The following is a 13208-nucleotide window of genomic DNA, read 5'->3' as shown; positions in this document are numbered from 1 at the left end:
AAAACAGACTTTAAAATATAAGTCATCATAAAAAAGTATAGCTCAGCGTAAAATTTCAAGCTATTTATTTTATCCAACACCTTTTTAACTTCTATATTATAATTTATATTCAAAAATTTTTCAATCGTTTTCATACTTTATCGTCATTTTTTTATACTTTACGAATTTTTTCTTTCATTTTTTAAATAATTTTGCAAACGTATTCACATTTGTATGTATTTACCCCCAAAAATGATAATTTTTATAAAACTACAAGCTCTAAAAATACATAAAAAAGACATCAGTACAATTTTTTGTATGATGTCCTTATTTATATAACTGTATTTATTTTTAAAATCAATTAAACAAATCTTCTAGCTCCTAAAAGTACGTTTCCGTAATATCCATTTAACGAGCTTACTTTTACTGAACCTGGTTTTGACTGAGTTCCACTACAATGTATGAATTTATCTCCACCTATATATATACCGACATGGCTTACACCACTTCCTCCAGTATTAAAGTATAATAAATCTCCTTTTTTGTAGTTACCTTTTTCTACTGCACTACCTGCCTGAGCCTGATCTCTTGATACTCTTGGTATGCTAATTCCTGCTGCATTTTTGTATACCCACTGAGTATATCCCGAACAGTCAAAGCTTGAAGGTCCATTTCCGCCCCATTTATATGGAACTCCTAATAATGTGTATGCATAATCAACTATCTTATCTCCAGTAGCAGAGCTTTCTCCACTTCCAAAAGATCCATTATTATTACTACTAGAACTATTATTTCCTGAACTAGAATTGTTACTACTTGCTCCACCGCTTAGAGGTTCATCAGTTGGAGTAACATAATCTCCACTTACCCAACCTTCTACACCATTAGCTGTTTTTATCTTATACCATCCATTAGATTTTTCTTTAACTTCTACAACACTTCCTCCAGCTAAAGAGCCAACTATAGCATTACCTGTTCCTGGTCCTTTTCTTATATTTAGAGCTTTTGATATAGTTACTTTAACTCTTCCTGATGCCACTGTAGATTCATTATTCTGTGGTGGTTTATTATTCTGAGATGATCCTGAATTTGAAGTAGATTCATTTGTAGAACTTACATACTGTCCACTTACCCAACCAGTACTTCCGTTAGATAATACAACTTTTACCCAACCTCCAGACTTTTCTTTTACCTGAACAACACTTCCTCCAGCTAAAGAGCCAATTATAGCATGATTTGTTCCTGGTCCTTTTCTTACATTTAGGCCACTAGATGTATTTACCTTTACGTTTCCTGAAGCTGCTACAGAATTATTCTGTGAACTAGTATTTCCAGAGTTACTTGGTGTATTTACTAGATATTTACTACTAGCCCATCCTACTTTACCAGACTCTGTTTTTATCTTGCTCCATCCATTGTCCTTTTTCTCTATTACCTGAACTTTTTCGCCATTTTTTAAAGATGCAATTACACTTCCAGATGTAGAAGACTCACTTCTAACATTTAAGCTAGAGTTTACAGAAACATACGCAATATATCCCGCACTTTCTGATGATGAGTTGCTTGAGCTACTTCCAGATGTGCTTAAATACTGTCCACTTACCCAAGCTGTTTTTCCTGAAGAATCTTTTATCTTAACCCATCCTTTTGATTTTTCAAGAACTGTTACCTTAGCGCCCTTATGAAGCACTCCCCGTTTACTATAGCTTATTCCAGGCCCACTTCTCATATTAAGAGCATCTGCCGTAACTGTCGCTGTTTCAAGAGCACTAGAATCAGCAGAAGACATCGCTAATGTAACCGCACTTATTCCTAGCGCTGCTATTGCCTTTTTCATTAAACCACCTCCATAATAATATCTATTTAAAAGAATTTTCTATTATTTTTTATACCTAATTATAGAATATCTTATTTTACCAAATAATGCAAAAACTTTATAAATTATTTTGAAGGAGTTACCATTTCTATACCTCTATACTGGTCATAATCATTCATATATAAATCAGTTTTTAGTCTTTTATTTATAATCATATAGTTATCTTTTACACCTATACTTATAAATAATGCATTATCTATGCAATATTTTTCTATATCTGCATAAATTTTCTTAATATCCTCTTCACTAGTTGCTCCCTGTATCTTTCCTAATCTCTCATTTAGTCCTGCATCATTAGGACATATAGCTTTCATAATTTCTGTTATATTAGGGATACTAGATATCTGCCATCCTGTAACAGCTAAATCATATGATCTATTAGCTAATGATTTCTGCATGCCAAGTGAATCTAAAAGAACAACCTCTGACTTAATTCCAACAGCCTTTAAGTTTTCAGATATCATATTTGCAGATTTGACTCTTTCACTATTTTCTCTATTTACGATTATTTTTAAAGTTATAGAGTTTATCATAGTTTTTATTTCTTTTTCTGTGTAATAAGGATTTTCTTCTTTTTTAGTTTTTTTATTAGCTGCATCATTTTTATTCTGTGTTGTATTATTATTTTGATTGTTGCTGTTCTGATTATTATTAGCCGCATTATTATTTTGATTATTTGCATTTTCTTTATTGTTATTAGTAGTTCTAACAAGATTTTTAGCTATAACAGAATCATTATTTTCATCAGCAATTTTTTCAAACTCTTCCTTATCCTCATCAGTAGAATAAACAGTATTTCTAGTTTCTTCAGAAGAATCTAGAATTCTAGCTTCTCCTCCTGCTCCATTACCTGCTGATTCTCCACCTGAAGAACTTCCTGCATTAGAGCCTCCACTGTTCTGAGTTCCAGAATCACCTCCACTAGGTGCTTGATTTGCATCTGATCCACTATTATCTGAAGTACCTGTATTGTTGCTAGATCCACCAGAATTTCCAGAACTACTAGGTTTATTAGAGGAATTTGTTTTATTATTTCCACTACTTGAATTCACCTTATTATTAGGTTTATTTGTAGCATTTACCTGTGTTTCCTTAATCTTATCCTTCTTATTAATTTTTATCTCTTTCATATATTTTTCAGCATTTTCTGTGCTATATTCCATATTTTTTATAGAGCTTTCATAATATTTAGATTTAGAATTTATCGGAATATTTACAGAATGTACATGCCCCATATATCCATTTTCTATTATCGCAGTTCTATTTATTGCAGAAACTATCGCCTTTCTAAAATTAGCATTTGCAAGAAGTAAATTTGACTGATTTATTATAACAGCATCATAATCTCTTCCCTCGTAAGACTTAATGTCAAACCGGCTATTCTGGAACCGGCTTAAATTATCTGAATCCGCCTTAACCATATCGCTCTCTAATGCCTCAACAGTAGATACTATTGTATCTTCATCTGGAACAATATTTACATTTATATTCATAGCACTCTTTGGAATATCTCCATAGTAATCTTTATTTACTTCTAGAGATATTCCCTCTCTATCTGAATAACTTGCAATTTTATAAACTCCATTACCTACCTTATTTGCATCAACATTATTTATATCTTTTCCAGATAACTGAACCTTGCTGACTATAGGAAATGTTAAATTTTCCTTTGCAAATGCAGCATTATTTTTGAATTTTATAGTAAGATTTTTTTCTCCATTTACTACAACATCAGATATATTCTGCACCATATAATTATATGGACTTGTTTTATTAGATCTTATTGATGAAACAGTAAAAGCTACATCATCTGCTGTTACAGGATTTCCATCATGCCATTTCGCATCTTTTAAAACTATATCCATCTGCTTACCATCAGATGACATCTTACTATTTTTTACTAGCTTAGGTATTGCATTATAGTTTTTATTAAGCTCAAAAAGCCCATCATATACTAGATTTAATACATTTAAAACACTTTCATCCGTATTAGTAATTGGACTTATCGTACTTGGTTTCTGTATTGCCAACTGTATCTTTTCTGAGTATGTTTTCTTTGTATCGCTTGTCTTTTCTTCTTTTTTATCGCCATTAAAAGCCGAACATCCCCCTACTGCAAGGGCTACGGCTAATATAATACTAATAATCTTAGTTTTTTTCATCTAATTTGCTTCCTTCCCGCAGTATATTTTTTTATACATGGCATAATTTCTATTTACTTTATCCACATATTTTAATGTCTCTTCAAATGGAATATCATGAAGATTTACTCCATCTTTACTATATTCCTCATCTTTTAGCCATTTTCTTACATTTCCTGATCCACCATTGTAAGCTGCTATGACTAAATCTCTCTTGCCAAACTCCTTATAGAGTCTAGCTAAATACCAACATCCTGTCTTTATATTTGTTTCAGGCTCAAAAATCTTTTTACTATCTATTCCTATTTCTTTTTCTGCCCATTTTGCCGTAGTATCACTTATTTGCATAAGTCCCTTGGCTCCTTTATGAGACTGCGCATCCGGAATAAATTTACTCTCAGCCTTTATAACACTATATACTAAATATTTATCTATATTGTATTCTTTTGAATACTTTTGAACGTACTCATTATATCTTCTTGGATAAAACATTTCTTCAATAGACTTAAAATTAAATCCAATAAAAATTATTGAGAATAAAATCAAAACTAAAATCACTTTTAAGCTAGTTTTATTTTTCAATTTTTTCCTCTAGCTTTCTAATCAGCTCTTCTGCTTCTTCCTCTAACTGATTTAATGTTCCTGAATTATCTACAACAAATTCAGCATATTTCACCTTTTCTTCTTGAGGCATCTGTGATTTTATTCTACCCATAGCTTCATCTTCACTGCAGTTATCTCTAAGTATTACTCTCTGTAACTGTACATCTTCTGAACATATAACAACTACTACTGTATCTAGCATACTTACAAAACCAGCTTCTATTAGAAGTGCAGCGTCGATTACAGCCATTTTTTCTCCTCTTTTTTCATATTTATCAAGATCATCATTTATCATTTTTCTTATAGCTGGATGCGTTAAACTATTTAATTTTTCTAACTTGTTATCATCGCTAAAAACTATTTTCCCAAGATTTTTTCTGTTTAGAGTACCGTCTTCATATATTACAGAACTACCAAAGGCATCTTCAATAGCCTTTAGTAGTTCTTTGTCTTCATATATTTCTCTTCCTTTTATGTCTGCATCTATTATAGGTATACTGTGATTTTTCAATATATTAGAAAGGCTACTTTTACCACAACCTATGCTTCCTGTAAGTCCAATCTTTAGCATATAATCACCTACTTTGTTTCATACCAAGAAACGCCAGTATTTAAGTCTACAGTAAGTGAAACCTTCATATCTACTGCGTTTTCCATCTCTTCTCTAACTATTTTTTCAACTTTTTCAAGTTCATCTATTGGAGTTTCAACGATAAGCTCATCGTGTACCTGAAGTATTAGTTTTGATTTTAATTCTTCTTTTTCTAATCTTCTAAATACATTTACCATCGCTATCTTTATAATATCAGCCGCACTTCCCTGTATAGGTGCGTTCATTGCAGCTCTTTTACCTCTATTTCTTTCCATAAAGTTTTTAGATTTTATTTCAGGAATATATCTTCTTCTATTGAACATTGTCTGAGAATATCCATCTTTTTCAGCAGTTTCAATAATATTATCCATAAATTCCTTTATTTTTTCGTACTTAGCAAAATAACTTTCTATGTACTGTTTTGCCTGTGGTACAGGTATATTTAAGTCTTCAGATAGACCAAAATCAGTTTTACCATATATTATTCCAAAGTTTACAGCTTTTGCAGCACTTCTAAGCTCTGGAGTAACCTCTTCTACTGGCACGTTAAATACCTGAGATGCAGTCTTTCTATGTATATCTTCTCCATGAGCAAATGCATCTATCATATGTTCGTCTCCACTCATATGCGCAAGAACTCTAAGTTCAACCTGAGAATAATCGGCATCTACAAGTCTTTTTTCATCATCCGAAACAAATACAGCTCTAAGTCTTCTACCTATTTCCATTCTTACAGGTATATTCTGTAGATTTGGCTCTGTAGAAGAAATTCTTCCTGTTGTAGTTATAGTCTGATTGAATGTAGAATGTATTCTACCATCTATTGGGTTTATAAGAGCAGTAAGCCCTTCAACATATGTAGAATTTAATTTTACTATCTGTCTATATTCACCTATTTTATCTATAATAGGATGTTTATCTTTTAATTTTTCAAGAACTTCAGCATTAGTTGAGTATCCTGTCTTAGTTTTCTTGATTACAGGTAGTTCTAGTTTTTCAAATAATATTACACCTAACTGTTTTGGAGAGTTTATATTGAACTCTTCGCCTGCATATCCGTATATTTCTTCTTCAAGAGAAGATATTATCTTCGTAAACTCTTTTCCAAGCTCAGCAAGCATTTCCTTGTCAACTTTGATCCCTGTATACTCCATATTTCCCAATACTTCTACAAGTGGCATTTCAACATCGTTGAATAGTTTTTCTATTTCTGTACTTTCTATTTCTTCCTTCATCTTAGGCATAGCATTTACTACAGTATTTAGAATTGAAGAAATATATCCAGAAAGCTCTTCTTTTGCTAAATCCTCAAACTTTTTAGCCTTTACACCTTTTCCAAGTAGCTCTTCTTTAGATTTAACTGACTTCATAAGGTATTTCATTGCTATTGCACTACATTCGCTTGTGTTAGTAGATGTAGAGTCTATTAAATACTCTGCTATAGCTATATCAAATGACATGCCTTTTAAAGCTATTTCATAAGGCATTAGTGCCACATAGTCTTCTTTCATGTTATATCCATATTTCTTTATATCCTTAGACTCTAAAACTTCTCTGAAGTCTATTACTTTATCTTCAGATACACAGAATACTTTATCTCCATCTAATGTAATATACATAGATATTATATTCTTTTCTAAAAGATTTCCTGTTTTAGAAACTACCTTTAATGCAAACTCTCCCTTTTCTTTTATAATAGATATCAATTCTGAAGAATTCACATCATAATTTACATCTATCTCTGTTGAGTTATCTTCTGCCATATTAGAATCCCCGCTCATATCCATAACCTTTTTTATAAGGCTTGTAAATTTGAAGAACTGGAATTTTTCTATAACATCTTCTACTTTGTAGTCTCCAAATATCATCTTATCTAAATCAAATTCTATTGGAACATCTCTTACAATAGTAGCAAGCCATTTACTGTGTATAGCTTCTTCTTTATTTTCTTCTATTTTTTTCTTAATACTTCCTTTAAGTTCATCTGTATGTTCAACTAAGTTTTCTATACTTCCAAACTGTTTTATAAGTTTTATACCTGTTTTTTCACCTACTCCAGGCACACCAGGTATATTATCCGATTTATCTCCCATAAGTCCTTTTAAATCTATAAACTGTGTAGGTGTCATTTCGTATTTTTCTATTACTGAATCGTAGTTATATTCTTCTACATCTGCTACACCTTTTTTAGTTATAAGTGTAGTAGTCTTATTAGACGCTAACTGTATAGCATCTTTATCCCCTGTTACTATAAATACTTCAAATCCATCTTCTTCTGCAGCTTTAGATATAGTACCTATTATATCGTCCGCCTCATAGCCATCTATTTCAAATCTCTCTATCTTGAAAGCATCTAATAGATCCTTTAATGGCTGCATCTGTTCAAACAGTTCCTGAGGCATTTTCTTTCTTCCAGCTTTATACTCGCTGTATTCTTTATGTCTAAATGTAGGAGCCTTTCTATCAAATGCAACACTTATATGAGTTGGTTCATATATTTCTATCATTTTGAACAACATCGTTGTAAATCCATATATTGCATTTGTATGAAGTCCTTCTTTATTATCCATTGTTTGTGGTAGAGCATAAAAAGCTCTATTTATTATCGAGTTTCCATCTATTATGATGAGTCTTTTATTCAAATTTATCACTCCGTTTTCCATTTTTTTATTTCAATTTTTCTTGTCAATTCTTTTTTGCATTACTTATATTATATTATCATAACAGAGTGAATTTTTTTAGTATTATATCTTAATAAAAAATAAATCTTTTTTAAATTATATATTTTTTTGATTTTGTATGTGTTATAATGCTTGATTCAAATATATTTAATTGTTATAATATGTAGTATAGTTTTTTAACTTGCCGCTGTGGCGGAATGGCAGACGCACATGACTCAAAATCATGCGGGAAACCGTACGGGTTCAAGTCCCGTCAGCGGTACCATAAAATTATATATCTTTTAAACACACTGAAAACACTAACTTTTATGTTGGTGTTTTTCTATTTTTTGTGGTTTGTAGGGGAATTGTAGGGGAATTAAAAAAAGCTTGTTACCTTGTAAAAAGTAGTGATTAAGTGAAACAATACATTATCTTTATTTTTTTAATCGTTTAATATGGCTCTTTACCTTAGGAAATATTAGTAATATCTTATAACAAAATATATCATCATCTTGTCATAACTGTTGTAGTGTCAAACTTTCTAAAAATAGGACTGATATTTTACACTACATTTTTAAACCTTAGCATTTATTAGCATTTTGAATATTATCCCTATAAGCTCCAGGAATAAAAGTTATTGTTTAGCAGCATGATTAATTATAAAACCTTAACATTTATTAACATTTTCAACAACTTATCCGCCTATATATATAATTTATGTTAGGTTTTGTAAGGTTTTATATATGAAAATAGTCAAGTTTTGACAAGTTTTTTGTTGGACTATATACAAAATAATACCGGGTATAAAATCGTACAGAGTACAAAAATAACCCCTCTATATATAAAATAGTTTCAAGTTTTCTCAGGTTCTCAATATGTAGTGTAGTTTTTTACTGATATTATCTCATATTTTTACACTACAAAATGTTAGCATTTGTTAGCATTTTTGAAATCCCTTTAAACGGGAATTAGAATTTTTGGACGTTCATATTTTGAACATCTGAATTTGTTCATGCTGCTATTCTGAAATTATAGTTATAAATAAAAAAAGGGTGTAAAATTGACACCCTATATAATAAAATCAAAGTATTTATCACTATATAAACTTTTATCTATTCTTGATATATCAAATATCTTATAACTATCAATCATTTTATCAAGTGCCTTGTAATAGATAACTCTTGTTTGTGTATCACCTCTATTGATAGATTTTGAAATATAATATATCTTTTCTCGCTCTTTAAATCGCATTTTTATTATTTGTTTCTCTTTTTCCTTTAGCTCCTCATATGCTCTATGTAATATTGAAATTGCTATTCTTGTATTACAACGGCTTTCCTCAGCTCCTTTTATAATTTCTAATATATAGCTTGATTTTCTTTCTGTTGGCTCTTCCTGGTACTCTTCTTTCAATGGCTCTTTTAGTCTGTTCTGTTCTATTCCTTCCACTACTTGTAAACCATAATATTTCAAAAACTCCGCTAACTGTTTTCGCTCTTCTTTTTTCTGTAATTTATTCATATAAAATACACCTCCAGGAACAATATTTTGATAGCTGCTCTTTTAGATCCTCAAATAGATATATATTTTTTTCCAACATTTTCCAACAATGAGTATTAAAAAAGCCCAACAAATAATAATACTTGTTAGGCTCTTTTAATATCATCAGTGGGTTGCTACTGAGCAAAGAAAAAGATTTATACAAGGCAATCAAAGTACTTTATCATACCTCTATTATATATCTAAAAAATACATATCATCAAATAAATTTTCGTCTATCTCTATTTCAAGTAATTCATTGTATTTGTTTAATATCTCATTTAATGCGTTATTTTCCCAATCTCTTAAAGTTCTTTCACTATACCCTATTTTTTTACTTGTATAATTCCAATTATTACAATCTATCAATCTCAATTTAAGAAGTATTTGTTTTTCTTCTGATAATGTTTTATAGGCTATATGTAACCTTGAAATCATAATTCTTGTATTGCGTCTTTTCTCTCTCGTTTCTTCTATATGCTCCAATAGTTCACTATTTGAACAATTCAAATTATCTTTTAACGGCTCTTTTCTTCTTTTGTGCTCTATACCTTCAATTATATCTTTCCCAAAAAAGCGCAATATATTTTTTAACTCTATTCGGTTCAATATAATATCATTCATAAAACGCACCCTTTCAATTTATACAATATATCCATATTTATTGAATATAAAATCTATTTTTTTAATACCGTTATCCATTCTATTTCTTTCAGTTCTTTCACTATCTCCCGTTATAGTGCATATTTTCGCCCAACTATATTTATTAATATATCTATACTTGATTATTTTTCTTTCTTTTTCAGGCAATTCTTTAATTAGATTATTTAATATATTTAATTGAAATCTAATTGATATTATTTCATTTTCTAGTTTTTTTATTCTCTCTTGGTTATCTTCAAATTTTATAATATTTTCTAATACTTTAATGTGTTTTTTCAACTTATCATATTTTTTCAGTTCCTTTTTTATATCACACATAAAAAAACACCACCCGTAATATTTAGATCATTTAAATAGGTATATAATAATTTTCGAATAGAAATTCTAGCTCTTTCAAGCTTTTTTCAATATGATTTTGTGCCATTGTAGAACTACAACCCAAAGCACGCCCAATTTGAGCATAGTTATAATTCTTTTTAAATTTATATTCTATTATTCTTTTGTCTATTTCTTCCAAACCTTTTATAAATGCGTCTATTAATCGTATTTTCTGACTAATATTTCTCATTTCCTTTTTTATTTCTATGGCTCTTTGTTCACTACCTACAACAAAATTAGCCGTTGGGTCGCCTATATTAGAAGTTTGTACCCTTTCCCCAATAGGACAACTTTTTATATCAACGTCATTTTCTTTCAAGTGTTCTAATTCTACACTTAGATATTTCAATTCGCTTTTATAACTATTATAGCTTTCTAGCTCTCTTTTTACATCACACATAAAAACGCACCTCCAGGAAAAAGAATATAAAATATTATATCACATCACAGAACGTATGTTTTTAAATTTCTAGTTAGCAGCATGATTGAATTATTTTTATATCCTCACATTATACCTCGTGAATATATGATATAATATTACTCTTTTTTCTAGTTATAAAAAATGCGCATAATATAGAAAATACGCAGTTTTTTTGAAACCGTTGAAAATACTAGTGTTTAGACACCACTTTAAAAGATTAAAATTGAATATTTTCGCCTATTTGAATATAAGTTAATATATTTTGTAATATCTCTTTATATTTTTAATTATATTTTATATTTTGTTTTATTTTGTGTTATTTTGTATTATTTTTGAATATCTCGTATAGAAATGATTTATCTTGATATAACTTTTTATAATTGCTTTATTTTTTCGTTTTGAAGTGATATAATGAATATAGAAAAAGAACCACGCAAAAGGTGGTCAATAGTCTTAGGTTAAAAATTTAAAAATTTATTTTTTACCGTCTCTTCTATTGGCGTTAGAAGGGCGGTTTTTTATTTTCTCATAAATTAGATTTATTAATAAACCGTTTAATACGGGTATTATCGCAATCTCTAACAAGGTACTAATAAAATCTTTCATAGCTCTCACCCCCTTTCATAAGAAAGTAGGTTCAAACTATCAACCACCCTTTTTTCTTCGCGTAGTTCTCTAGTTGGCATTATATCAAATAAAATTCAGAAATTTATATTTATACTCAAATATCTATCGGTCGACCGAATGAAAAACAGAATAAAAAAATATTTTAATGATATAATAAATATTGAAAAAGAACCATACAAAAAGTGGTTCGATTGATTATGAATTATCGAAAAACAAATAAAAAAAATCTATTTTTCATTTTTCCCACTCTCGCCGTCGCCAAACTTTGTAGAGTGGTTTTTTATTTTGTTAGTAGTTCAAATTTTGAACGGGTGAAATTTTTACACTAGTTACATTTTTGCTACTAGTTACACATTCGCTACTAGTCAATATATTTGACGGGTCAACCTCGTTGACTACTCTTTTGTTTCCTGGCTCTTATAATATGCGCACTTACCTATGAAATAATTTCACATGAAATATTTTCACTTACTCGGTTTTTACTCGGTCTTATATGCTCTATAGCTCCAGGACTGATATATTTAAAATTCGTATGGTTTTCCGTATGGTCAACACCCTTCAAGCCCTTATAAATACTATCTTTATGCGTATGGTTATTAGTATGAAAATTAGTATTGCAATTAGTATTGTCGATACACTTCAAACCATTGGAAACACTTGATAAATTAGGTCTGTTATTAGGTCTGTTTGTACTTTTGCCCCTGGTGGCTCTGTTTTATCGGTCAAGCGACCGAATATAAAAACGCACCTGGCGAAAATTCTTCAAAATCATTATTGATATTGTTATTGTCAATCCCCTCCAATACCTTTGAAATACTAGATAAATCGTTATTGATATTGTTATTGTGGCTTTATATTTGACATTCTAAGCCCTTGTAAATAATTCGCCTTGTGTTTATACCTTGCATAACTCAAAAATAGATTATATAGCTTGTAATGTTGCAACGTGTTGCACTTGCGTTATACCTTCTATACATTGATATTTCAATCATTATCAATCTGACGGCGTTTTTAAATCGCGTTTTTATAAATTGTGTTTTTGTTGCAACGTTGCAAGTTACTAGCAAATTATATATATCTTGAAATAACTCCATTATATTAATTTTTTCAAAAATCTTATTTCACTTTATCAAGTTACTTTTAACTTCTTTTTTAGGGAGTCAAAAAAGTCAAAAATAGCTAGTCTTTTTTAGGGACTCCGAAAACTCCGAATAACTAAGCCTCTTTTTTAAGGGCGCCGATTTTGCCGAAATCTTTTCCCAATGCTCTTTTTTAGGGTGGCCGAAAAGGCCGGATACTTCTTTTTTGTTAGTTCTATTTCAGAACAATCCCTATATTTCAACACTTTTAATTACCTTGTGTTAGGGCAATAGCTATATTTCAACATTTTAGAAAATCGTGTTTCACGATAAGCCCTAAATTTCAATGGTTGCACTATTTCAATGCAAGCCTAATATAAACTGCCGTCGCGGTACTTTTAAAGGATATAGCAAATCGCTACACCCTTTTATAACTCAAGCTGCTTTTAACGGCTCTTAGTGTAACCTTAGTGAAATCTTAATGAAATAGTTAAGTTGTGGCTCTTATACCCCAATAAAAAAAGGACGGTATAAACCCAATGTCATTAAGTTAGTAGAAAAACATAAAGACCTCAATATTAGAAATAATATGGGGTCTTTTTATTTTATAAAAATGTTGACAAGAATTAAAAAATGTGTGGTCGCTT

Annotated in this window: 10 protein-coding genes and 1 tRNA gene; 1 reads left to right on the top strand and 10 read right to left on the bottom strand. The window is 30.1% G+C overall.

The window, feature by feature from the left end; translation table 11 throughout:
- Positions 1-340 precede the first annotated feature (340 nt).
- The 5 genes from ACK2WN_RS08090 to polA all read right to left on the bottom strand — a co-directional run bounded on the left by ACK2WN_RS08090 (position 341) and on the right by polA (position 7833).
- Positions 341-1816 (bottom strand): SH3 domain-containing protein, encoded by a 1476-nt coding sequence (locus ACK2WN_RS08090; protein ID WP_416155300.1) that lies wholly within the window; start codon positions 1814-1816, stop codon positions 341-343.
- Positions 1817-1920: 104 nt separating this feature from the next.
- The gene (locus tag ACK2WN_RS08085) at positions 1921-4017 is read right to left on the bottom strand and encodes an ABC transporter substrate-binding protein (protein ID WP_416155299.1); all 2097 of its coding nucleotides are present in this window, start codon (positions 4015-4017) and stop codon (positions 1921-1923) included.
- Positions 4018-4578 (bottom strand): lytic transglycosylase domain-containing protein, encoded by a 561-nt coding sequence (locus ACK2WN_RS08080; protein ID WP_300531273.1) that lies wholly within the window; start codon positions 4576-4578, stop codon positions 4018-4020.
- Complete coding sequence (gene coaE, locus ACK2WN_RS08075; RefSeq protein ID WP_416155298.1) at positions 4568-5170, bottom strand: dephospho-CoA kinase; 603 nt, start codon at positions 5168-5170, stop codon at positions 4568-4570. Before coaE ends, ACK2WN_RS08080 begins: the two co-directional genes overlap by 11 nt.
- A gap of 8 nt (positions 5171-5178) precedes the next feature.
- Positions 5179-7833, bottom strand: a complete 2655-nt coding sequence (gene polA / locus ACK2WN_RS08070; RefSeq protein ID WP_416155297.1) for a DNA polymerase I — start codon at positions 7831-7833, stop codon at positions 5179-5181.
- A 222-nt stretch (positions 7834-8055) separates the two neighbouring features.
- Here polA and ACK2WN_RS08065 point away from each other — a divergent pair.
- A tRNA-Leu gene (locus tag ACK2WN_RS08065) sits at positions 8056-8137 on the top strand.
- Positions 8138-8922: 785 nt separating this feature from the next.
- Here ACK2WN_RS08065 and ACK2WN_RS08060 read toward each other — a convergent pair.
- The 5 genes from ACK2WN_RS08060 to ACK2WN_RS08040 all read right to left on the bottom strand — a co-directional run bounded on the left by ACK2WN_RS08060 (position 8923) and on the right by ACK2WN_RS08040 (position 11461).
- The gene (locus ACK2WN_RS08060) at positions 8923-9375 is read right to left on the bottom strand and encodes a hypothetical protein (RefSeq protein WP_414697869.1); all 453 of its coding nucleotides are present in this window, start codon (positions 9373-9375) and stop codon (positions 8923-8925) included.
- A gap of 213 nt (positions 9376-9588) precedes the next feature.
- Entirely contained in the window at positions 9589-10017 is a 429-nt protein-coding gene (locus tag ACK2WN_RS08055) for a hypothetical protein (RefSeq protein ID WP_416155296.1), read from the bottom strand.
- Positions 10018-10035: 18 nt separating this feature from the next.
- Positions 10036-10374: a sigma factor-like helix-turn-helix DNA-binding protein gene (locus ACK2WN_RS08050; protein WP_416155295.1), complete on the bottom strand. Its 339-nt coding sequence runs from the start codon at positions 10372-10374 to the stop codon at positions 10036-10038.
- Positions 10375-10405: 31 nt separating this feature from the next.
- Complete coding sequence (locus ACK2WN_RS08045) at positions 10406-10834, bottom strand: hypothetical protein (RefSeq protein ID WP_414697872.1); 429 nt, start codon at positions 10832-10834, stop codon at positions 10406-10408.
- 495 nt (positions 10835-11329) lie between these two features.
- Positions 11330-11461 (bottom strand): hypothetical protein, encoded by a 132-nt coding sequence (locus ACK2WN_RS08040; RefSeq protein WP_416155294.1) that lies wholly within the window; start codon positions 11459-11461, stop codon positions 11330-11332.
- Positions 11462-13208 lie beyond the last annotated feature (1747 nt).

It is taken from the genome of Peptacetobacter sp. AB800 (assembly GCF_047807365.1).
Lineage (GTDB): Bacteria > Bacillota > Clostridia > Peptostreptococcales > Peptostreptococcaceae > Peptacetobacter.
The sequence above is the reverse complement of the archived record's forward strand: the minus strand, read 5'-3'. Positions and strand labels throughout refer to the sequence as shown.